This window comes from Achromobacter sp. Root565 (assembly GCF_001427425.1).
Lineage (GTDB): Bacteria > Pseudomonadota > Gammaproteobacteria > Burkholderiales > Burkholderiaceae_B > Achromobacter > Achromobacter spanius_D.
Genome location: NZ_LMGO01000001.1, coordinates 2688368 through 2709816 on the forward strand (window position 1 = coordinate 2688368; position 21449 = coordinate 2709816).

The following is a 21449-nucleotide window of genomic DNA, read 5'->3' on the forward strand; positions in this document are numbered from 1 at the left end:
TCGCTGTATGAAGGACCGAAATGCCCCACCCGGATTCACCGCCCCGCCTTAAACGCGCGCACGCCACGCGGCGCGCGCTCCTGATCCTGCAATGCCTTCCCGCCACGCTGGCCGCCGTCAGCCTGCTTGTATTGGCGTCGGCGCCCCTGCCCGGCCGCGCCGCGCTGCCTGTGGCCGTCGGCGGCCAACCTCTGCCCTCGCTGGCGCCGATGCTCGAACGCGTCACGCCGGCTGTCGTCAACATTTCAGCCTCCAGCGACGCTGCGGCATCGAGCGGTGGCCGCTCCGCAGCGCCCGGCAGCCTGCGGCAGAACGTGGGCTCGGGCGTCATCGTGGACGCCAGCCAAGGCAACATCCTGACTAACCATCACGTGGTGCGCGGCGCGTCCGCCATCCGCGTGTCGCTTCAGGACGGGCGCACGTACAACGCCACCGTGGTGGGTAGCGACCCGGATACCGACCTGGCCGTGTTGCGCATCGCCGCGCAGAACCTGCAAGCGCTGACGCTGTCCGACTCCAGCGACCTGCGCGTGGGCGATTTCGTGGTGGCGATCGGCGATCCCTACGGCCTCGGACAGTCCGCGTCGTCCGGCATCGTGTCGGCGCTGGACCGGTCCAGCCTGCGCGCCGCGGGCTACCAGAACTTCATTCAGACCGACGCGTCCATCAATCCCGGCAACTCGGGCGGCGCGCTGGTCAACCTGAACGGCGACCTGGTCGGCATCAACACCATGATCTATACGCCCTCGGGCGGCAACGTGGGCATCGGCTTTGCCATCCCGTCGAATCTGGCGGGCGAAGTCATGCAGCAACTGCTGCAGCACGGGCAGGTGCAGCGCGGCGGACTAGGCTTGGACACGCTGGACATCACGCCGCGCAATTCCCGCCAGCTTGGACTGGCGCCGGGATCGACCGGGGTCGTCGTGGCGCGGGTCGCCGATGGCTCGCCCGCGCAAAAGGCGGGCGTCCAGGCCCGCGACCAGATCCTGTCCATGGACGGCAAGACGATCGGCTCCAGTGCCCAACTGCGCAACGCTGAAGGCCTGTTGCCGGTGGGCCGCCAAGTGCGTCTGGGTTTATCCCGCGCCGGTGCAAAGACCGAGGTCCTGCTTCGCATCGAGCCCGAACAGAACGAGCGGCTGCATGCCGGATCGCTGGACGCCCGGATGATGGGCGTGGAGTTTTCCGAGGTGGGACGCGCGCAACGCGTGCAGGGCAACGACGGCGCCACGGTCAGCGCCACTTTTCCCGATCGCGGTCCTGTGGCAGCGCGGCTGCAGCGCGGGGATATCGTCATCGGCGTGAACCAGCGGCCGGTCAGCACGCTTGCCGACCTGCGCAACCTGCTGGCCGGCGCAGGCGCGCAGCCACTGGTGCTGACACTATTGCGCGGCCGAACCGCCTACATACTGCAGGTGAATTGAGCGATGCGCTGCCCGGGAATCGTGGCAGAATGGCCCGACCCGGCGCTCAGCGCCGGTCCTCGGGCAAGCCATCACGACATACCAATGCCATCGCGGGCGCGCCCGGCCCGCCACAAGGAGCATGGATGAACTGCATTCCGACTCAAACGCGCCTGAAGCTGACCCGCCTGCTGCTGACGGCAGGCCTCGCGGTGATCGCGACCGGCGCAGCCGCACAGGACAAGGCGCCGCAGATCATGCAGGTGCCCGCCGACAACCGCATCATCTGGCAGGCGCCGGCAGAAGGCGCCATCACGTACGAATGCCGGTTGACGCAAACCGACGGCGCGCGCTACGCGTGGGTCATCGCGGGCGCAGCCGCCACGCTGGGCGCGGGCCAGTCCGGCCAGACCGGCACCTACAAGAGTCCGCCGGAAACCTGGCGGGCGGCCGACGGGTCGACCTTGACCGGCATGGAAACCGTGCGCGCCAATGCCGGGCCTGACCGTCTGTACGACCAGCTCGTCCTGGCCAATCCGTCGTCGGGCGTAGGTTTGTTGACCGGCGTGACCTACATCCAGCGCTTCGTGCGCGCGGGCGGCGGCGTGCCGCAGGCGCCCTGCTCGGCGGCCAACAAGGGCCAACGCGAGCAGGTCAAATACCAGGCCGATTACGTGTTCTGGAAACCGAACTGACGTCGGATCGGTGAGCGGACGCACGGCGGCGCAGGCACTTGCGCCCGCCGTCCGTGCACCGTCATCGGGCAAACACAGGGTGTCACGGCGCCACCGACATGCCCTGCTTCAACGCATTGACCAGCCCGGGATGCCGGGCTTTTTCTTGCGTGAGTGTGTAGGCGGAAAACGTCACCACCTTCTTGCCTGAAGCGGCAAACAGCGCCGTCAGCTCGGCCGGACGGCCCGATAGCTTGCTGGTCGCGTCCAGCTGAAAAACGCCGATGTTGCCGACCTTGAACGCGCCGTCGCCCGTCTTCTTGAACGTTGGCACCGCTTCCTTCTGCTGCGACTGGAAGCCCGCCGCCATCGCGCCCAACGTGAACGCGTCGTCGTCGCCGACGGCCAATTCGACCGGCACATCGATCACGATGATGGCCTGCATGGTGGCGCGGTTCAGATAGATCTTGCCGGAGACCTCGGGCGTTGCCGGGTCCGCCGGAAATTCGGTTTCGGTGAAGCCAGCGGGGATGAGGACCTTGAGCTTGCCGTCAAGCACCTGCAGCGTCTGCGGCTGCGGCGGGGGAGCGGAGGCGGCATCGACCGCCGCACCGTTAGGGTCCTGTTGGGCGGCCGGCGATCCGGCGGCGGGTGAACCCGCGGCCGGCGAACCCGCGGCCGGCGATCCGGAGGGCGGAGGCACCGCTGCCGGCGCTGTTGGTGCCGGCGCTGTTGGAGCCGGTGCTGCCGGTGCCGGCGATGCAGGAGTTGGCGCCGCGGGTGCCGGCGTCGCAGGCGCTGGCGACGCCGGCGCTGGTGCTGCGGGCGCTGGTGCTGCTGGCGCTGATGCTGCGGGCGCAGGCGCAGGCGCCGACGCTGCTGGCGCTGGCGCTGCGGGGGTCGCTGGCGCTGCAGGCGCCGCCGCAGCAGGCGCCGGTGCCGCTGCTGCCGCCGCATCCGCCGACTGAACATTCTGGGCCTGCGCCGATGCGCCTACGCCCATGGCCAGCGCCAACGCCAATGTCGTTTCCGCGAGCCGTGCGTTGTGCGTGTGCATAGCTATCCGATGATTAGGCTGAGCGTTCAATACTACAACGACACTCCTCTGCCCTAACGCGATGACGGTCCGTCAGGGTGATCCAAAATGCTACGCAATCCGGCATCCGCAAATGGCAAAGCCCGCGCGAAGCATGCGCGGGCTTTCAGATTGCCGTGATCGGAGTTCGGGTGAGCGGACTGGGAGTGGAGCTAGGGAGGTGGCCGCTTTTTTCGCGTCTGTGGCCGGGTAAGACGCCCAATCCGCTCAGTGCAACCGCGGTGCAGGGCGCAAGCGGCGCGCGCCGGGCGCGCGCCGCTCATCACGTCTGCCGCTTAGAAGCGGTGACGGACACCGACCATACCCACCGTGCTCTTCACGCCGTCGATGAACGCGAAGTCCGTGGCGTAGGAGCCCAGCGCGTACAGGTTCGTACGCTTGGACAGGTTGTACGTGTAGCCGATGCTGTACACGTTCATGGCCGAATCGCCACCGGTCAGCAGATCGCTGTCCGGATCGGCACGTTGCCACGAAGCCAGGATGGAGCTGGCGCCCAGCGGAACGGTCACGCCGACCATGTACGAATTGGCCTTGAAGTCTTCGACGCCAACGTTCGAGCGGAAGCCATCGGCGATGGTTTCAGTGCTGCCGAAGGCGTTGATGCTTTGGCCGGTGAACCAGCCGTCACGCGTCTGGCCGAAGGCGGCTGCCAGCTTCACGACTTCAAAGTCGTACGAACCGGCGATGCTCCACGCCTTGGGCGTGGCGTCGTTGCCGAGCTGGTTGGCGGGGTTCAGCTGGTCGTACGTCAGGGCGACGTTCAGCGGACCGTTCACGTAACGCACGCCGGCGGTGATGGCGCGGGTGTTGTCAGCGGTGCGGAAGCCGGTCTGGGCAGCGGTCGTGTCGGCGATGTTGAACGAGTAGCCGATGCCAGCCTGGAAGCCGCCGAACGACGGGGTCGAGTACTGGACCATGTTGTCGTAGCGGACGGTGTTGGCCGCGCTGAACGCGTTGCCGATGTTGGCCTGGCCATAGCTGGCGCCGAACGGATCGATCGAGCCCAGGTACTTGGAGGCGATGTTGGTCTGGCGGCCGAATTCCAGCAGGCCCCACGACGAGCTCTTCAGGCCGATGGTAGCTTGACGGCCGAACAGGCGGCCGCTCTGGCCCGATTGGCCGTTGGCCGAGTTGAAGCCGCTTTCCAGCGTGAACACGGCGGAGAGGCCGTCGCCCAGGTCTTCGGAACCGCGCAGGCCCCAGCGCGAGCCGCTCGAAACGCCGTTGCTCATGCCGACCTTGGATTCATGGAAGCCATCGCCCTTGATCCGCTGATAGCCCACGCCCGTATCGATCAAGCCGTACAGCGTCACCGAGGTTTCCGCCTGCGCCATGCCGGACAGCGCGGCGAAGATGGCGGTGGCGAACAGAGTCTTTTTCATTACAGATTCCCATTGATGTGAACAGACATGCGCATGTAGCCAGACCCGCATTGCAGGCGGCACAGTGATGCACACGGCGCATGGCAGGAACGGATTCTAGGGACGCAATATGTCAGTTCTGGGGACACAAGCGATTTCGCGGAAAGAAATGGAAATAATCGCTTTTCTGTGGCGCGAGGCCGACAGCGGCGCGCGTGTTTGCCACGCCAGAAGGCGTGTCATGCGCGTGTGTTATGAAGACAGGATGCGGGTTGCGCGCTTAGCGGCTTGCGGACGTAACGCTGCGCGCAAAGGTGCGCAGCAGTTGGCGCGCATCGTGCGTGGGAACAAGGCCGGCCACCATCGCGGTCACGTCGAGCCCCTCTGCCTCGAACACTGGCGCGCGGCGCGACAGGCACGCCGACATCAGCGCCGGCGAGAACTCGGGATGAAATTGCACCGACCACGCTTTCGGGCCATATCGCAGGACCTGGTGCGGATCATGCCGCGAACGCGCCAGGACTTCGGCGCCCGGCGGCGGCGTCAGCACGCTTTGCTCGTGCGTCAGATTGGCCAGAAAGCGCCGCGGCAGCGCGCCAAGCAGCGCATCGTCGCCCACGTCCGTGCAGAAGTCGATGGCATGCTGGCCAATCTCGCGGCCCTGCGGATGAAAGTCGACGACGCCGCCGAGCGCGTGCGCCATCAGTTGATGGCCGTAGCAGATGCCCAAGAGCGGCAGCCGCGCGTCATGCGCGCCGCGCAGCCATTCGGCCGTGCGCTCGCTCCAGGGTTCGCGGTCCGTCACCATGGACCACGATCCCGTCAGCACCGCACCGGACACGTCGTCCCACGCGGGCAAGGCTTCATCGTCGTGGGGCTTTACGACCCGCACCGGCAGGTCCGGGGCGTCCAGCGCGGCCAGCATCCAGTCGGATTGTTCGCCCTGCGCCTGCCGCAGGTCTTCGGGCGGGCGGCCCATCTGAATGATGGCGAGCGGTTTTCGGGTCATGGACAACGATTCTGCGGAGGGGGGATGTCGGAGTTTACTTTCCGAACAGGCGCCGCAGGCGCTGGGACTCGGCAAGGTTCAGGCGCTTGGCTTCGTCTTCGGCGTAATCCCGCTCGCCGACATCGTAGGAGCCTTCGTGCAGGCATTTCTTGCGGTTGGCCTTGCACTCATTACTGGCCCGGGCCGGCGTGGCTTCCGACATGCTGGCCTTCTCCGCTGGCGTCGGCTTGCTGGACGAGCATCCCGCCACCAGCGCGACAAAGAACAACGCCGCGCCGCAGCGGCTGATCGAGAGGATCGACATTTTTCCGGCCCTACAGAAACGCTATAGCCACTTTTATAGCAAAGCCGGGCGGGGAAAGACGTGTTAAGTCGTAGCAGAAATGCGCGCGGGCAGGTGGGGAAAGATGCTAGAAGGATCAAACAATGCCTTGATGCGCTGCTCGAGCGCGACAGCCCGGGAATCACCGCCGGACTGCATTTCCGCCGCGGCGGCCTGCCCGGGAGGGGTGGCGTCGAAGGTGAACTGCTCCACCCAGGCCAGCGTTCCCCGGCTGCCCGCCAGCAAACGGGCCATATCCGGCGCCCGCCGATGATCGACGCGCAGCGCATCCAGCCGATAGCGCGCCGGCCAGACGTCGGACGCGCACCAGGACTGCATCAGCGGCTCGCACAACATCTGGAACAGCACGGGGATCAAGCGCTTTGCCATGGGGCTGTGCACACATGGCACGCCCCCCGCCCCCATTTGCCCGAACCGTTCCCGCGATCCGTCCGACAGCATGACATCCACCGACTGCAGATGCCGGCTGCGGCCGCTGCGCGCAAACCAGGCCGCCAGGGTCTGACCGGGATGCGCGTGCGGATGGGAAAGCAGCTCATCGGCAATCGCCGCGGGCAGACCGCCTATCGTGCAGCCGGGTCCGGCCCGCCACAGCCGGCCGTTTTCGCTGGACGTTAAATCTGCCAGATGACGGCGCACGTCCACGCATATCGTCGGCGTGGCCGGATCCACCCGGGAGATCAGGTCCCGCGGAGAGTCGTGTTCGAGCGCATCGTCCAGACCCCCGCTAACCCCGGCGGGGACCAGTTGCAGCTTGAATTGGGCACACCACTGGAACAGCATTCGCACCTGGTTGGCATCGGCGGGGCTGACCCAAGCCACCGGCGCCACCGCGCCATCGCCCGGGTCGAAACGAGCGCCGGGCATCGACTGCGTCAGCCTCAGAAGCGCCTGCACGTCTGCATGGGGCATCGGGCGGCCGGTCAGGAAGGCCCTACGTGACGCAAGCACGGTGACCCTCTCTGTATCGATGCAAGGCCCGCGCACGGAAAAGCAAATGGGCCATCAGCGCGTCCATCGGTTCAATTGTGGCAAAGCGAACTGGCGGCGAATGTCTCGAAGTCCAGCTCCAGTTGGGATGCCGGCCGGCGCATGGCAGGTGAGGCTGTCGGTGACCTGCCCGCCGCATCCGCGGCAAGCGACCGGTTCGGCGCGCGGCCGGCCGGCGATTCCACATTGGGCAACGCGGCCTTGGCGGGAGGGCCGCCGTCGTCGGCATTGCACGACGCCAGCATGAAGGTGAAGAGTGCCGCGCCAGCCAGCCGGAACACGTTGCTGCAGTTTCCCATGACAGTTTCTCGCAACAATGGCCATCAGAACCACGGCGCGCGCGACATCACGTTGCCGTAATACAGCATGCGCCCGGCGAACTCGCCGCTGAACAGCACGGCCATGTAACCCACGGAAGCCGCGACACCCCAGTTGCTGCCCAATCGCCGTCCGACATGCAGCGCGAGAAGGATGCCGGCGCCGGCCAGCGTGGCCAGGATCTGCCACCACAACAGATAGCTGGTGGCGTCCGCACCGGGAATCTGGAACCGGATGATCAGCGCGGCGCTGACGAGCAGCCAACCGAGTCCCAAGCCCCATTTCAGGATGCCCGCGGGCGTCTTCTTGAGGGCGCCCAGGATCAGCAGGACCGTTGCAAAGCCCATCAGCAAGGTCGTGCCGTAGAAGCCCAGCCAGGTTGCGGGGGTGCGCCACAGCGGATGGATCTTGAGCTGGTAGTAGATCATCGTCATCGCGGCCAGCGTGACGAGGCCACATGCGGCAGCGAGCCAGCCCAGCAGCAGATTGCGCCGCGAGGCCGTGGGAGTCACCCAGCACGACAGCAGCCAGAAAAACGCCACGCCGTTCGTCACCATGAACAACAGGGCCTCTCGCGTCAGCCAGGAACTACCGGGGTTGTTGAACCCGCGATAGAACCAGAATGGCGACCCGATATGGGCCACGGACGCCAAGGTGCCGAAGCACAGGGCGATCCACACCAGCACCGCCGCGATCCGCAGCGACTTGCCCTGCAACACGTTCTCCGCGCCGGCAAAGGCCTGATGGCAGGTCAGCGCCAGAATGCCGCCAATGCCCCATTGGGAAAATGTCGTGAAGAACACCAAGGGGAACTCATAGTGGTTGGACATGATCACTTCTCCCTGCTGACAACGACGATGCTGGGCCCGCTGATGGTGGGGTCGGGCATGCCGTACAGCGCTTCCAATTCGACCCAGCCGGTGGCGTGCCGCTTGCGCAGTTCCTCGATGTCGCCAAATTGCAGCGCCGCCGCAGGACAGGATTCCACGCAGCGCGGCATCAGGCCCTGATCGATGCGGTCCGCGCACATATTGCACTTGCTGGTCTTTCCCTCGACGGGATCGAACACCGGCGCGTGGTAAGGACAGGCCATGATGCACATCTGGCATCCGATGCAGTCGTCATGGTTCTGGATGACGATGCCGTCGTCGCGCTTGGAGTAGGTGCCTGCGGGGCACACCCGCATGCACTGGGGGTCGGCGCAGTGATTGCACGACATCGTGATGAAGGACTGCGCGTTCGGAAGGTCTTCGTTGAACTCCCGTACCTTGCGCCACAACACGCCGGACGGCGTCCGGTTTTCGGACTTGCACGCCATCATGCATGTGCGACAGCCGTTGCAGTCTTCCATGTTGATATAGAAACCATATTGCTTGGCCATGATTACGCCCTCACATTCACCAAGGTGCTGTTGCAGCAGTGACCAGCACTCAACGGCTCGTAAGCGTCATTCGTGACGTGGCTGCTGCTGCCGCCCTGTTGTTCCCACCAGCCGTTCTCGATGGAGACAACGCCCTTCTTGATTCGCGTGCTGACATCCGCGATCGCCCGCCACTCGCCCCGGTCGTTGTAGACCGTCACCCATTCACCATGGCGGATGTTGCGTTCGATCGCATCGTCGCGATGGATCATGACCTGCGGCTTGTTGCGCTGGACTTCCAGAATCCATTCGTTGGCGCCGTGGCTGGAGTGGATGCTGCGAGCCAGCTTGCGTTGCACGGCCATCAGCGGATACTTCTGCGCCAGGTCGGGCGCCCCCTTCGGCGATTCCTTGACGGGGTAATAGGCAAGCACCGGGGAATAGCCCTTCTTCTGCCAATCCTCGACGAAGAAGTTCGCTTTGGTCGTCGACGTCCTGAACTTGCCGTCCTTCCAGGGAATGACGTCGCCCTCATGGGGCTTGATCGGCCCCTTCTTGAGCATCTCGCGCGTGATGCCCGTGCCCGCCAGCACCGTGTCGATGTAATGCTCGATCGGCTGGTTGAACACCTCGCCAAAGCCGAAGCGTTCGGCCAGACGCGCGAAGATCCAGTAATCGGGCTTGGCCTCGCCGGGCGGCTCGACCGCCTTCTCCATCAGTTGCACCTGATGGCTGCGGTCCGCGGCCATCAGCGATACATCCTCGAAGATCGTCGTGACGGGTAGGACCAGGTCCGCGTACAGCGTGGACGAGGTCATGAGGTTGTCGGCCACCACGACAAACGGCACCTTCTTCATGGCCGCCTTGACCACGTTCGTGTTGGGCATCTGCGTCAGCATGCCCATGGTCATGATCCACCAGAAGCCGATCGGACCGGGCTTGTCGTTTAGCACCCATTCGCCCACCTTCGGAATGGGAATCGGCGGAATCTTCTTCAGATTGGGCGACGGCGGAATGGGCGGATTGAACCGCGCCAATTGCTTGGCGCCGCCGGCATCGCAGACGCCCGCGCCCGGCTTGCCGATGTTGCCCGTGAGCAGCGCCAGATAGAACTGGCTGGCCGCCACATACGTGCCGTGTTCGGTCCGCTGGGCGCCGCTCATGTTCTGGATGATCATGGCAGGCATCGTGGTGGAATAATCGCGCGCCAGACGCAGGATGGTCTGCACGGGCACATCCGTTTCCCGGCTGACCTCGTCCAGGGTCCAGGGCTTGGCCTCGGCATACACATGATCGAAGACCGTGGCGTAATCCGCGCCGTCGGGCAGTTCCGACCGGAACAGCGCCGGCCGCACGCCCGGGGCGTCATGGCGGGCCAGTTTGCCGCTGGCCAGGTCGTAGACCAGGTAGCTGTCCGGGTCGGTTGCGCTTTGACGCATCAGTTGCTGCTTGGCATCCACCAGATAGACCGCGCCGGTGCGGGCCCGGAGAAAGGCGTCGTCGATCCGCCCTTCCTCGATGATGATCTTCATCATCCCCAACGCCAATGCGGTGTCCGTGCCGGGGATGATGGGAATCCATTCGTCGGCCTTGGCGGCGGTTTCGCTGTAGCGCGGGTCGATCACCACCAGGCGGGCGCCGTTCTTGCGGGCCTCGTTGTAATGGGTCCAGTACGCCTGCATCGTGACCGCGGGGTTGTTGCCCCAGCATAGGAGATACCGGCTGTCCGCGATCGTGTCGCGCGTGTCGGCATAACGCAGGCCCAGCATCGGCATCATGGCTGCCGTCACGGCGACACAGCACAGGCTGCCGAGCTGCTTGGTCGCCCCGCCCAGATAGTCGAAGAACGCGTGGCCCATGGCGTTCTTGATGTTGTCCATGTTGCCTGCGTGAGTCGACAGCAGCATGCCCGCGTTGCCGTGCTGCTTGATCGTGGCGCGGATGTTCTTTTCGATCAGGTCGAAGGCCTCGTCCCAGGAGATGGGCTTGAACTTGCCCTCGCCCTTTTCGCCGACGCGCAGCAGCGGCGTGGTGACGCGATCCTTGTGCTGGACCCATTTGGTGCGGCTGATGCCGCGCAGACAGCCATTGATGTGCCCAAGCCCTTGTGTGTTCTGCGCCTCGACTTTGACCAGTTCTCCCTTGTACGTATAAGCCGTCAGGTTGCAGTGCAGGCACTCCATCGCACAGGTCGAATGAAACGACTCCAGTTCGGAGTACTTGTACCGAGGCTTGCCAGGCGGCACCCACACGCCCTTGGTCTGCGGCGTCGGAGAGGCAGGGTCGGCCTTTCCTTCCGGCATATGCAGCACAGCGGGCGATGCCGCGACCAGACCTGCGCCGCCCAGGCCCTTGACGACGGTCCGACGCTTGAATTTGACCTTGCCGATATCAAACATGCTTGACTCCAACGATCAGTCCAGAAGGCAAAACCACACTGCTAATATGGTTTTATTCATGGTAGACCTCATTGACTACATCGCACGGTCTAGTGCTTCTTGTGGATTGACTCAGGTCAAGCAACGCCAAAGCGTTTTCAAACTGGAACGATGGACATCTACAGCCCCGAGGCGACGGCTTTATCAAGGGGATCAACGCATCCGGTAATGTTTGGGCAAGATTTCGGACGTGAAGGGCCTTGATCCGGCCCCCCGGACCGAGGCAAGCTTGTCATGCCTTCATACCAGGACCTCCGATGACGCAACGGCGAACCCGCGGCCGGACCACGCGCGACAGGCATGCCCCAAACATTCGCAAGGAGCACGCCGATGGAAAGCGTTGACGTGCGCGTACTTCGCGCCGCGCGCGACTGGCAGGTGGCCGGGCATCGGCTGATGCTGGCCACCGTCGTCAAAACGTGGGGGTCGTCGCCGCGGCCCGTGGGTTCAATGATGGTGCTGCGCGAGGACGGCCGCTGCATCGGCTCGGTGTCCGGCGGCTGCATCGAGGACGACCTGATCCACCGCTACACCCGCGCCTACGGCGACGGGGCCATACCGCAGTCGGCGCCCGAGCTCGTCCGCTACGGTGTCACGGCCGACGAGGCGTACCGGTTCGGACTGCCCTGCGGTGGCACGCTGGAATTGCTGCTCGAGTTTGCGCCGGACGCGGTGACGCTGGATGCCCTGGTCCACCGACTGGAAGCGGGACAGCTCGTGCAACGGACTGTCGAATGCGCCAGCGGCGCGGTCACGCTGAGCGGCGCTTCGGTGCCCGAGGCCCTGCATTTCGATGGCGTCACCCTGTCCAGCACGCTTGGGCCCCAGTATCGCCTGCTGCTGATCGGCGCCGGATCGTTGGCCGAATACCTTGCGACCATGGCGCTGTTCAATGACTTTGCGGTCACCGTGTGCGATCCGCGCATCGAGCACCTGGGCACCTGGTCCGTCGACGGCGTGGCGTTCACCACCGAGATGCCCGACGATGCGGTGCGCGCGCTGAATCCCGATTCCCGCACCTGTATCGTGGCGCTCAGTCATGATCCGAAGCTTGATGACATGGCCCTGCTGGAAGCGCTGCACAGCGCAGCCTTCTACGTCGGCGCCATCGGCTCGCGCCGCAATGCCGCCAGCCGCCGGCAGCGGTTCATCGAGCATCTGGACGAAACGGAAGCATCGATGCAGCGGCTGCATTCGCCGGTCGGCCTGCACATCGGCAGCAAGACGCCGGCAGAGATCGCGGTCAGCGTGATGGCGCACATTCTGGCAGTGAAGAATGGCGTGATGGGGGGATAGCGGCGCGGCCGTTCGCAAGCGATGTGTACCTGTCTATACTAGAGCCCACATCTCCACGCGCCGACGCGTCGCACATCCAGGATCCCACGTGGCCGCTTCTCCTCCCCGATTGCCCGTCCAGGCCAATGCCCTGCCCGCCCCGCTGTACGCGCAAGTCAAACAGATGATCGCGCAGCAGATTCGCAGCGGCGCCTGGCCCGCGCATTACCGCGTCCCGTCCGAGGCCGAGCTGGTCGATGAACTGGGATTCAGCCGCATGACGATCAACCGCGCGCTGCGCGAACTGACCGCCGAAGGCCTGCTGGTGCGGATGCAGGGGGTCGGCACGTTCGTCGCGCAGCCCAAGGCGCGCTCGGCCCTGTTCGCCGTGAACAACATTGCCGACGAAATAGCGGCGCGCAATCACCGCCACCACAGCCGCGTCGTTCGTCTGGTCGAAGAACCTGCTGGCGCCGAGCAAGCGCAAGCATTGGACATCCGCGCCGGGCAGCCGGTCTTTCATTCGCTCATCGTCCACTACGAAGACGACGTGCCGATCCAGCTTGAAGACCGTTACGTCAATGTCCGCTTTGCACCCGACTACTTGCAGCAGGACTTCACGCAAAGCACGCCGTACGAATACCTGACACGCGTGGCGCCGCTGAGCGCCGGCGAGCACGTGGTCGAGGCGATTCTGGCCAAGCCGCGCGAGTGCCAGTTGCTGCAGATCGACCGCGAAGAACCCTGCCTGCTCATCCGCCGCCGCACCTGGTCCGGCGACCGCGCGGTGACGCTGGCCCGTCTGATCCACCCGGGTTCGCGCCACCGGCTGGAAGGCAAGTTCACGACGTGACCTCCGCCGCTTTCCGCCACGTTTGCGAGTGACTGCACGGGTCTTTCCCGGCTGAACTGCAACGCGCCATCACGGCGCCCTCCCGCACGCTGCTTCCCATGCCGAAACCTCACAGGTTTCGGCATTTTTCATTGGGGTAATCCCTCAGTCAAAAATCAGTCATCTACTATTGTATATACAACCATAGTCATTCTAAGATTTGTCGACCTTGGCGCTGGATCACCGCGCGCCTCGACCCGATCCAGGAGACTGATTTGAACCCTTCCCCCCGATTCCGCGACGCCGTCGTCCGTGCCCCGCGCGGCAACCAACTGAACACCAAGAGCTGGCTGACCGAAGCGCCCTTGCGCATGCTGATGAACAACCTCGACCCCGATGTGGCCGAGAACCCGAACGAACTCGTCGTCTACGGCGGCATCGGCCGCGCGGCCCGCGATTGGGACTGCTACGACAAGATCGTTGAATCGCTCAAGGCCCTGAACGACGACGAAACCCTGCTCGTGCAATCTGGCAAGCCGGTGGGTGTGTTCAAGACGCACGCCAACGCGCCGCGTGTCCTGATCGCCAACTCCAACCTTGTCCCGCACTGGGCCACGTGGGAACACTTCAACGAACTCGACGCCAAGGGCCTGGCCATGTACGGCCAGATGACCGCCGGCAGCTGGATCTACATCGGCAGCCAGGGCATCGTGCAAGGCACGTACGAAACCTTTGTGGAAGCCGGCCGCCAGCATTACGGCGGCAACCTTGCCGGACGCTGGGTGCTGACGGCCGGCCTGGGCGGCATGGGCGGCGCGCAGCCGTTGGCAGCCACGCTGGCGGGCGCGTGCTCTCTGAACATCGAATGCCAGCAGAGCCGCATCGACTTCCGTCTGCGCACCCGCTACGTGGATGAACAGGCGGCCAACTTGGACGACGCACTGGCCCGCATCGCCAAACACACGCAGGCCGGACGCGCCGTGTCCATCGCGCTGTGCGGCAACGCCGCCGAGATCCTGCCCGAACTCGTGCGCCGCGGCGTCAAGCCCGACATGGTCACCGATCAGACCAGCGCGCACGACCCCTTGAACGGCTACCTGCCCGCCGGCTGGTCCTGGCCGGAATACCGCGACCGCGCACAGCGCGAACCGGCGGCGGTCATCAAGGCCGCCAAGCAATCCATGGCCGTGCACGTTCAGGCCATGCTGGCGTTCCAGCGCCAGGGCATCCCAACCTTCGATTACGGCAACAACATCCGCCAGATGGCCAAGGAAGAAGGCGTTGCCGACGCGTTCGACTTTCCCGGCTTCGTGCCGGCCTACATCCGTCCGCTCTTCTGCCGGGGCGTGGGTCCCTTCCGTTGGGCGGCGCTGTCCGGCGATCCGCAGGACATCTACAAGACCGACGCCAAGGTCAAGGAACTGATTCCCGACGATGCGCACTTGCATCACTGGCTCAGCATGGCCCGCGAGCGCATCAGCTTCCAGGGCCTGCCCGCGCGCATCTGCTGGGTCGGCCTGGGCGAGCGCGCCAAACTGGGCCTGGCTTTCAACGAAATGGTGCGGTCAGGCGAACTGTCGGCGCCCATCGTCATCGGCCGCGATCACCTCGATTCCGGCTCGGTCGCCAGCCCCAACCGCGAAACCGAATCCATGCGCGACGGCTCGGACGCCGTGTCCGATTGGCCGTTGCTCAATGCCCTGCTGAACACCGCCAGCGGTGCGACGTGGGTGTCGCTGCATCACGGCGGCGGCGTGGGCATGGGTTTTTCGCAGCATTCCGGCATGGTCATCGTGTGCGACGGCACCGACGCCGCCGCCGAGCGCATCGCCCGCGTGCTGACCAACGACCCGGCCACGGGCGTGATGCGGCACGCGGACGCCGGCTACCAGATCGCCATCGACTGCGCACACGAACAGGGTTTGAACCTGCCCATGGTGACCGGCAAGCGCTGACACCCGCGCGGCGCTGCCTCCCGACGGACCGGCCGGCGCAACAGATCGCTTAACAACGATTGCAAGCAGCCGGACCACCGGCGTAGGAGAAGAGGAATGGAATTGCATGTGAAACCGGGCCAACTGACGCTGGCCGACCTGCGGGGCGCCTATCGGCAGCCAGTGCGCCTGACGCTGGATCCCGGCGCCGCGCAGGCCATCGACGCCAGCGTGGCCACGGTTGAACGCATCATCGCCGAAGGCCGTACCGTCTACGGCATCAATACCGGTTTTGGCCTGCTGGCCTCCACCAAGATCGCGCGCGAAGACCTGCAGGCGTTGCAGACTTCGCTGGTTCGTTCCCACGCGGCGGGCGTGGGCGAAGCCCTGGACGACGCCATGGTGCGTCTCATCATGGTGCTCAAGATCAACAGCCTGGCGCGCGGTTACTCCGGCGTGCGCCGCCACATCATCGACAGCCTGATCGCGCTGGTCAACGCCGGCGTCTACCCACACATTCCGCTCAAGGGTTCGGTGGGCGCGTCGGGCGACCTGGCCCCGCTTGCGCACATGTCGATAGTGCTGCTGGGCGAGAGCCAGGCACGCTACCAAGGCAAATGGCTGCCCGCGCGCGAGGCGCTGGCGCGCGCGGGCCTGGAGCCGCTGACCCTGGCCGCCAAGGAAGGGCTGGCTCTCTTGAACGGCACCCAGGTGTCCACGGCATTCGCACTGCGCGGCCTGTTCGAAGCCGAAGACCTGATGGCGGCAGGCCTTGTGTGCGGCAGCCTCAGCGTCGAGGCCATGCTGGGCTCGCGCGCGCCGTTCGATGCCCGCATCCACGCCGCGCGTGGCCAGCCTGGGCAAATCGACGTGGCCGCCGTCTACCGCAGCCTCTTGGGCGACGACAGCGAGGTCGGCCATTCCCACGCCGATTGCGGCAAGGTGCAAGACCCCTACTCCCTGCGCTGCCAGCCCCAGGTGATGGGCGCCTGCCTCACCCAGATCCGCCATGCGGCGCAGGTCCTGGAAATCGAATCGAACGCCGTGTCCGACAACCCCCTGGTGTTCGTCGAACAAGGCGACGTCATCTCGGGCGGTAACTTCCACGCGGAACCGGTGGCGCTGGTCGCCGACAACCTCGCACTGGCGCTGGCCGAGATCGGCGCGCTGGCGGAACGGCGCATCGCGCTGATGATGGACAAGCACATGTCGCAGTTGCCGCCGTTCCTGGTGCGCAAGGGCGGCGTGAACTCGGGCTTCATGATCGCCCAGGTGACCGCGGCGGCACTGGCAAGCGACAACAAGGCATTGGCGCATCCGGCCAGCGTGGACAGCATGCCCACGTCGGCCAACCAGGAAGACCACGTGTCGATGGCGCCCAACGCGGGCAAGCGGTTGTGGGCCATGGCCGACAACGTGCGCGACATTCTGGCCATCGAATGGCTGGGCGCGTGCCAGGGCCTGGACTTCCGCGAAGGGCTCAAGACGTCACCGCAACTGGAAGCCGCCCGCCGCGCCTTGCGCGAGAAGGTGCCCCACTACGAAGAAGACCGCTTCTTCGCCCCGGACATCGCAGCGGCCAGCGGGCTGATCGCCGCGCAAGTCATGAACGCCCTGATGCCGGCGGGGCTGCTTCCCAGCCTCTGACCCTGCCCCCCGGCCGGACGCATCCGGCCGCCATTGCCACGCCGCGCGCACGGGCCCATCAGAAGGCGACTGCGCGGCGCTTCACGCGAGACCGACCAAGGAACCGAGAGAGACAACGATGCAAGCATCCTCGCAGTCAGACACACCGGCAGAAGCGCAGACACTCAAACGGGGCTTGAACGCCCGGCACATCCGCTTCATGGCATTGGGCTCGGCCATTGGCACGGGCCTTTTCTATGGATCTGCCGAGGCGATCCAGGCGGCGGGCCCTTCGGTGCTGCTGGCCTACATGGTCGCCGGCGCCGCCGTCTACATGGTCATGCGCGCCCTGGGCGAAATGTCGGTGCGCAACCCCGTGTCTGGCTCGTTCGGCCACTACGCCACCCAATACCTGGGCCCGCTGGCGGGCTTTCTGACGGGCTGGACCTACGCATTCGAGATGATCATCGTCTGTCTGGCCGACATCACCGCGTTCGGGGTGTACATGGGATTCTGGTATCCCGACGTGCCCCGATGGATCTGGGTCTTGTCCATCGTCTTCTTCATCGGCGCCATCAACCTGCTTTCCGTCAAGGTATTCGGCGAACTGGAGTTCTGGCTGTCACTGCTGAAAGTCGGCGCCATCGTCGCGATGATCGCCGGCGGCCTGGGCATCATGCTGTTCGGCATGGGAATGGGCGCGGACAGCGCCGCAACCGGCATGCACAACCTGTGGGAACACGGCGGCTTCATGCCCAACGGCGTGGGCGGGCTGATTGCATCGTTTGCCGTGGTGGTGTTCGCCTTCGGCGGGATCGAGATCATCGGCATCACCGCCGGCGAAGCCAAGGACCCCGGCCGCACCATTCCACGCGCCATCAACGCGGTCCCGATGCGCATCCTGCTGTTCTACGTGCTGACGCTGTTCGTGCTGATGTCCATCTTCCCGTGGACGCAGATCGACAGCAAAAGCAGTCCGTTCGTGCAGATCTTCGACAGCCTCGGCATCAGCTCAGCGGCCACCATCCTGAACATCGTCGTGATCTCGGCGGCGGTATCGGCCATCAACAGCGATATCTTCGGCGCGGGCCGCATGCTGTTCGGCATGGCCCAGCAAGGCCAGGCGCCTCGCGGCTTTGCCGCCGTATCGGCCAACGGCGTGCCATGGATGACGGTGGTGGTGATGTCCGTGGCGCTCCTCGTGGGCGTATTGCTGAACTATCTGATCCCAAAGAACGTCTTCGTCCTGATCGCCTCCATTGCCACGTTCGCCACGGTCTGGGTGTGGCTGATGATCCTGCTGTCGCAAGTGGCGATGCGGCGCAAGATGAGCCCGAAGCAGGTCTCGCAACTGAAATTCCCGGTTCCGCTCTGGCCGCTGGGCCCCTTGCTCGCCATTGCCTTCATGGTCTTCGTGATCGCGGTGCTGGGCTATTTCCCCGGCACGCAGAAGGCCCTGGGCGTGGGCGTCGTCTGGATCGCGCTGCTTTGCCTCGCTTATCGCCTCTGGGTATATCCCAGGCGCCTTCCCGAACGCGAGCCGGTTCCCGCAGCCCAGGGTTCCGATTGATCGACGCGGCGCCAGCCGGCGTGGTTTGCGCCTGCGAGCCCCTGCTGCAAGGAGACATACATGAGACAGGTCTGGCGACATTGCCACGCCACCACGATGGCGGACGGCACGTATTCCATGATCGAGAACGCGGCCATCGTGACCCGCGCCGATCGCATCGAATGGATCGGCCCCGATTCAGAACTCCCCGCCGTGGATGCCGCGCATGTCCATGACTTAGGCGGCGCCTGGGTCACGCCGGGCCTCGTCGATTGCCACACCCACTTGGTGTTCGGCGGCGACCGCAGCCGGGAGTTCGAACAGCGCCTGCAAGGCGTCGACTACGCCACCATCGCCGCCCAGGGCGGCGGCATCGCCAGCACCGTCCGCGCCACGCGCGCGGCGACCGAAGACGAGCTGTACGCCAGCGCCCATCGCCGTGCGCTGCATCTGCTGCGTGACGGCGTCACGACGTTGGAGGTGAAGTCCGGCTACGGGCTGGACTTGGAGAATGAACGCAAGATGCTGCGCGTGGCGCGGCGGCTGGGCCAGACGCTGCCGCTGACCGTGCAGGCAACCTGCCTGGCCGCGCACGCGCTGCCGCGCAAGTATCACGGCCGCCCAGATGAATACATCGACGAAGTTGTGCAGCACATGCTGCCGGCGTTGGCGGCCGAGGGGCTGGTCGATGCCGTGGATGCGTTTTGCGAACACCTGGCATTTACGCCGGAGCAGGTGGAGCGGGTGTTCCAGGCGGCGATGCGGCTGAACCTGCCCGTGAAGCTGCATGCGGAACAACTGTCGTCCCTGCACGGGGCGAGTCTGGCGGCGCGTTATGGGGCGCTGTCTGCGGATCATCTGGAGTATCTGACCGAATCCGACGTATTGGCGATGGCAAAGGCCGGAACGGTGGCGGTGCTGTTGCCTGGGGCGTTCTATGCGCTGCGGGAAACCCAATTGCCGCCGGTGGATCTGCTGCGGCAGCACGGCGTCCCGATCGCGATATCAACGGATCTGAATCCGGGGACGTCGCCAGTGCTGTCGCTGCGGTTGATGCTGAGCATGGCGTGTACGTTGTTCCGGATGACACCGGAGGAAGCCTTGGCTGGGGTGACGGTGAATGGGGCGCGGGCGTTGGGGTTGTCAGCAACGCATGGGTCGTTGGAGGCGGGGAAAGTGGCGGATTTTGTGGCGTGGGACGTTACGCACCCGGCGGAGCTGGCGTATTGGGTGGGTGGGGATGTGCCGAAGCGGGTCGTTCGGCATGGGGCATTGCTGAGCATGTCGACGCTTTAGCATTCTGGAGAACGCCGTCGGGAACTCGGGCAGATCTTGGAGATAGCGTTCTCTTCCCCAAAAAGAAGATAACAAGTCGGCATTTCAACAATTGATGATGGCCGCCGACGTGCTCGCAATCAGGCTTGCCCCGCACGTGGTCTTCATCCCCTCCTGCGCAACCGGGATGCCGCCTATGTTGTAAGCGGCATTACCCTCAGCAATCGCGAAGACACCTTTGCACCTGGGGCAAGAGACCTTGTGACCCAAGCCGGCCAAAGGTCTCCCATCGAAGTTGGTGTGTTCAAAGCCCTCCAGCACCACGCCGCCATGGTCGGTCCCGTCGCCCTTGCGAATAATGTTCGGCATCGCCATGTCTCCTTCGCCTAGCCCTAGTTGCGCCTCGGCCCCGTTGGGCCGTCGCCGGGAAGCCCCGCAATAAAGTCATCAAGCATGCGCTGCTCCCGAGCGACCACTGCGGGGTTTCGGTAGAGCGGCGCATTGCGCTGCTGCTCCCGCTGAAAGTTAATTACCTGTTGACCGTGCCAGGCCTTGAACTCGGGGGAAGGCACTTCACTCAACGGCGAGTGCTGGGGCCGCAACGCCACGTCAAACGGGTCGTCAACTGGCTGCTTGCCTGGCGACGGCGCGCTGATGCCGATGAAGGTTGCGCGATCGGTGCGGCGCAACGGCACTACCATGCTGCTGTCCGCGTTGAGGTAGCTCGCCATCGTGGCCAGGGCCAGCCCAACGAACGGCGATGCGGCACCCGTGTCGCCCAGCCGCTGGGTCAGGTCGTAGCTTTGAGCCGAGTCGAGCAGATCTACCGGGTGCTGTGCTGCATGCAACGCCGGAGCCAGATCGGCGATGGCGCCAGCCGGCCTTCCCGTGTCGAAGAAGGCCCGCGCAGGTGGAGCGCCCAGCGCCGAAACCGCTTGGTCCCAGCCGCCGGCAAGCGCTTTATCGCGTGGAGCGCCCTTGAGCGGGATCGAGGTCTTTCCCTGCTGATGCAATGAAACCGTCACCGGCCGATGCAACCGCGCCAGCACCTTCAGCCGATCCCACTGTTCAAAACCGCGTTGCGTGATTGGGGTGGGGAAAAACGGACTGGGCTTGAAAGTATGTGGCGGCGTGCGCTCCCAACCGCTAAAGGCAGGGTCGATCGAGTCGGGTTTGGACTTCGTGTACTTGGCGAACTCGCGCAGCCAGGCGATGCGCTCGGGGCGGGCGACGACCAGCGCCACCACACTATCGGTCAGTTCGCCTGGTTGGCGAGGGCCCGTGCCAAGGCCAATGGGCTTTTCACCCTGACTCATCAGGATGCGAGCCATGTTGTAGCCCTCAACGACATACAGCAATAGCGCAGGCATGTCAGGGTTTTGCTCGAAGACGCCAAAGACTGCCTCGATCATGGCTTCTGGCGTGTCGTTGCAGATGACGCCATTTTTCAACTGTGTGATGCGGTGCCAATGCAGCCCCGCGTCTCCGAGCTCCAGGCTGGCCATGTCATTCAACATTTCGGCCGCTTCCTCGGGAAAAAGCCGCAGACGTTCCGCTTTGGGGTTATAGCCTCGAACTACCGTTATGGTGGGAATTCGCCAGCGCTCCGGGAAACTTCTCAGCGCGAGCTCGGTTGCGTTGGAAATTCGCTGTTGCCAGGCCATGTTTTTGAGCGTCGCATCGATTGGATAGTGCCTCGGATCCATTGGGAGTGCCGTGCTTAGACGCAATGTGTTGGGCTGGATCGCGTTTTGCTTTTGCAGTTGCGCCCAGACCTGGCCTTGTCGGAAGACATCAATGCTCACTCCCAAGCGAACGATATCTAGTGTTTCGAGGCGAGGAGATGTGCTCGGAGCATTGAAGTACATGGGAACACCTGATGGTAGTGAGTCAGCAGAAACAGGTTGCCAAGGCCTGTCGATGGGCGGGAGTGGACAAGAGATGGCGACCAGTGGATTTGCGGAAC

General features: G+C 64.8%; 20 protein-coding genes. 9 read left to right on the forward strand and 11 right to left on the reverse strand.

The genetic code is table 11. The features are described 5' to 3' along the window. Nucleotides 1-20 precede the first annotated feature (20 nt). Complete coding sequence (locus ASD71_RS12030; RefSeq protein WP_082578873.1) at nucleotides 21-1424, forward strand: trypsin-like peptidase domain-containing protein; 1404 nt, start codon at nucleotides 21-23, stop codon at nucleotides 1422-1424. Nucleotides 1425-1549: 125 nt separating this feature from the next. Continuing rightward, on the forward strand, nucleotides 1550-2098 hold the full coding sequence (locus ASD71_RS12035; RefSeq protein ID WP_056563805.1) for a DUF3455 domain-containing protein: 549 nt from the start codon (nucleotides 1550-1552) through the stop codon (nucleotides 2096-2098). An 82-nt stretch (nucleotides 2099-2180) separates the two neighbouring features. Here the strand turns inward: ASD71_RS12035 and ASD71_RS28135 are convergent, their stop codons facing one another. Further along, a complete protein-coding gene (locus tag ASD71_RS28135; RefSeq protein WP_162253537.1) occupies nucleotides 2181-2780 on the reverse strand; it encodes a hypothetical protein in 600 nt (199 codons plus the stop codon). A gap of 17 nt (nucleotides 2781-2797) precedes the next feature. Between ASD71_RS28135 and ASD71_RS28210 the strand changes: the two genes are divergently transcribed. After that, a complete protein-coding gene (locus ASD71_RS28210) occupies nucleotides 2798-3136 on the forward strand; it encodes a hypothetical protein (RefSeq protein WP_200949382.1) in 339 nt (112 codons plus the stop codon). Nucleotides 3137-3448: 312 nt separating this feature from the next. Here the strand turns inward: ASD71_RS28210 and ASD71_RS12050 are convergent, their stop codons facing one another. The 8 genes from ASD71_RS12050 to ASD71_RS12085 form a co-directional block, all read right to left on the reverse strand. Beyond that, the gene (locus tag ASD71_RS12050; protein ID WP_056563812.1) at nucleotides 3449-4555 is read right to left on the reverse strand and encodes a porin; all 1107 of its coding nucleotides are present in this window, start codon (nucleotides 4553-4555) and stop codon (nucleotides 3449-3451) included. A 259-nt stretch (nucleotides 4556-4814) separates the two neighbouring features. Next, on the reverse strand, nucleotides 4815-5543 hold the full coding sequence (locus ASD71_RS12055) for a glutamine amidotransferase (protein WP_056566808.1): 729 nt from the start codon (nucleotides 5541-5543) through the stop codon (nucleotides 4815-4817). Nucleotides 5544-5577: 34 nt separating this feature from the next. After that, nucleotides 5578-5847 (reverse strand): hypothetical protein, encoded by a 270-nt coding sequence (locus tag ASD71_RS12060; protein WP_056563814.1) that lies wholly within the window; start codon nucleotides 5845-5847, stop codon nucleotides 5578-5580. Between the two features lie 63 nt (nucleotides 5848-5910). Continuing rightward, the gene (locus ASD71_RS12065) at nucleotides 5911-6798 is read right to left on the reverse strand and encodes a hypothetical protein (protein ID WP_056563816.1); all 888 of its coding nucleotides are present in this window, start codon (nucleotides 6796-6798) and stop codon (nucleotides 5911-5913) included. Nucleotides 6799-6908: 110 nt separating this feature from the next. Further along, the gene (locus ASD71_RS12070) at nucleotides 6909-7175 is read right to left on the reverse strand and encodes a hypothetical protein (RefSeq protein WP_056563819.1); all 267 of its coding nucleotides are present in this window, start codon (nucleotides 7173-7175) and stop codon (nucleotides 6909-6911) included. A 24-nt stretch (nucleotides 7176-7199) separates the two neighbouring features. Further along, nucleotides 7200-8024, reverse strand: a complete 825-nt coding sequence (locus ASD71_RS12075) for a DmsC/YnfH family molybdoenzyme membrane anchor subunit (RefSeq protein ID WP_056563821.1) — start codon at nucleotides 8022-8024, stop codon at nucleotides 7200-7202. 2 nt (nucleotides 8025-8026) lie between these two features. Then, nucleotides 8027-8575: a 4Fe-4S dicluster domain-containing protein gene (locus ASD71_RS12080; RefSeq protein WP_156395133.1), complete on the reverse strand. Its 549-nt coding sequence runs from the start codon at nucleotides 8573-8575 to the stop codon at nucleotides 8027-8029. Nucleotides 8576-8577: 2 nt separating this feature from the next. Beyond that, on the reverse strand, nucleotides 8578-10953 hold the full coding sequence (locus ASD71_RS12085) for a molybdopterin-dependent oxidoreductase (protein ID WP_056563824.1): 2376 nt from the start codon (nucleotides 10951-10953) through the stop codon (nucleotides 8578-8580). Between the two features lie 369 nt (nucleotides 10954-11322). Here ASD71_RS12085 and ASD71_RS12090 point away from each other — a divergent pair, with 369 nt between their 5' ends. From ASD71_RS12090 to hutI, 6 genes are all read left to right on the forward strand, one after another. Continuing rightward, nucleotides 11323-12288, forward strand: coding sequence for an XdhC family protein (locus ASD71_RS12090; protein WP_056563826.1), 966 nt, complete (start codon nucleotides 11323-11325; stop codon nucleotides 12286-12288). Between the two features lie 88 nt (nucleotides 12289-12376). Beyond that, on the forward strand, nucleotides 12377-13120 hold the full coding sequence (hutC, locus tag ASD71_RS12095; protein ID WP_255357176.1) for a histidine utilization repressor: 744 nt from the start codon (nucleotides 12377-12379) through the stop codon (nucleotides 13118-13120). A 254-nt stretch (nucleotides 13121-13374) separates the two neighbouring features. Next, nucleotides 13375-15054: a urocanate hydratase gene (hutU, locus tag ASD71_RS12100; protein WP_156395134.1), complete on the forward strand. Its 1680-nt coding sequence runs from the start codon at nucleotides 13375-13377 to the stop codon at nucleotides 15052-15054. 96 nt (nucleotides 15055-15150) lie between these two features. Then, a complete protein-coding gene (gene hutH / locus ASD71_RS12105; RefSeq protein WP_056563834.1) occupies nucleotides 15151-16680 on the forward strand; it encodes a histidine ammonia-lyase in 1530 nt (509 codons plus the stop codon). A gap of 118 nt (nucleotides 16681-16798) precedes the next feature. Beyond that, nucleotides 16799-18229 (forward strand): amino acid permease, encoded by a 1431-nt coding sequence (locus ASD71_RS12110; protein ID WP_056563836.1) that lies wholly within the window; start codon nucleotides 16799-16801, stop codon nucleotides 18227-18229. A 60-nt stretch (nucleotides 18230-18289) separates the two neighbouring features. Next, nucleotides 18290-19504 carry an imidazolonepropionase gene (hutI, locus tag ASD71_RS12115; RefSeq protein ID WP_056563838.1) on the forward strand — a complete coding sequence of 405 codons (1215 nt, stop codon included), beginning with the start codon at nucleotides 18290-18292 and terminating at the stop codon, nucleotides 19502-19504. A gap of 84 nt (nucleotides 19505-19588) precedes the next feature. Here the strand turns inward: hutI and ASD71_RS12120 are convergent, their stop codons facing one another. Together ASD71_RS12120 and ASD71_RS27980 are read right to left on the reverse strand one after the other, a co-directional pair. Beyond that, nucleotides 19589-19852 (reverse strand): PAAR domain-containing protein, encoded by a 264-nt coding sequence (locus ASD71_RS12120; RefSeq protein ID WP_056566813.1) that lies wholly within the window; start codon nucleotides 19850-19852, stop codon nucleotides 19589-19591. 23 nt (nucleotides 19853-19875) lie between these two features. Further along, nucleotides 19876-21351, reverse strand: a complete 1476-nt coding sequence (locus tag ASD71_RS27980) for a DUF2875 family protein (protein ID WP_162253556.1) — start codon at nucleotides 21349-21351, stop codon at nucleotides 19876-19878. Nucleotides 21352-21449: the final 98 nt, after the last annotated feature.

Excerpts from the sequence above, each read along its gene's own strand:
- ASD71_RS12060 (WP_056563814.1), bottom strand. The coding sequence starts at position 5,847 with ATGTCGATCCTCTCGATCAGCCGCTGCGGCGCGGCGTTGTTCTTTGTC.
- ASD71_RS12085 (WP_056563824.1), bottom strand. The coding sequence starts at position 10,953 with ATGTTTGATATCGGCAAGGTCAAATTCAAGCGTCGGACCGTCGTCAAG.
- ASD71_RS12030 (WP_082578873.1), top strand. The coding sequence starts at position 21 with ATGCCCCACCCGGATTCACCGCCCCGCCTTAAACGCGCGCACGCCACG.
- ASD71_RS12110 (WP_056563836.1), top strand. The coding sequence starts at position 16,799 with ATGCAAGCATCCTCGCAGTCAGACACACCGGCAGAAGCGCAGACACTC.
- ASD71_RS12065 (WP_056563816.1), bottom strand. The coding sequence starts at position 6,798 with ATGCCCCATGCAGACGTGCAGGCGCTTCTGAGGCTGACGCAGTCGATG.
- ASD71_RS12120 (WP_056566813.1), bottom strand. The coding sequence starts at position 19,852 with ATGCCGAACATTATTCGCAAGGGCGACGGGACCGACCATGGCGGCGTG.
- hutI (WP_056563838.1), top strand. The coding sequence starts at position 18,290 with ATGAGACAGGTCTGGCGACATTGCCACGCCACCACGATGGCGGACGGC.
- ASD71_RS12050 (WP_056563812.1), bottom strand. The coding sequence starts at position 4,555 with ATGAAAAAGACTCTGTTCGCCACCGCCATCTTCGCCGCGCTGTCCGGC.
- ASD71_RS12035 (WP_056563805.1), top strand. The coding sequence starts at position 1,550 with ATGAACTGCATTCCGACTCAAACGCGCCTGAAGCTGACCCGCCTGCTG.
- ASD71_RS12075 (WP_056563821.1), bottom strand. The coding sequence starts at position 8,024 with ATGTCCAACCACTATGAGTTCCCCTTGGTGTTCTTCACGACATTTTCC.
- ASD71_RS27980 (WP_162253556.1), bottom strand. The coding sequence starts at position 21,351 with ATGTACTTCAATGCTCCGAGCACATCTCCTCGCCTCGAAACACTAGAT.
- ASD71_RS12055 (WP_056566808.1), bottom strand. The coding sequence starts at position 5,543 with ATGACCCGAAAACCGCTCGCCATCATTCAGATGGGCCGCCCGCCCGAA.
- hutH (WP_056563834.1), top strand. The coding sequence starts at position 15,151 with ATGGAATTGCATGTGAAACCGGGCCAACTGACGCTGGCCGACCTGCGG.
- ASD71_RS12090 (WP_056563826.1), top strand. The coding sequence starts at position 11,323 with ATGGAAAGCGTTGACGTGCGCGTACTTCGCGCCGCGCGCGACTGGCAG.
- ASD71_RS12080 (WP_156395133.1), bottom strand. The coding sequence starts at position 8,575 with ATGGCCAAGCAATATGGTTTCTATATCAACATGGAAGACTGCAACGGC.
- ASD71_RS12070 (WP_056563819.1), bottom strand. The coding sequence starts at position 7,175 with ATGGGAAACTGCAGCAACGTGTTCCGGCTGGCTGGCGCGGCACTCTTC.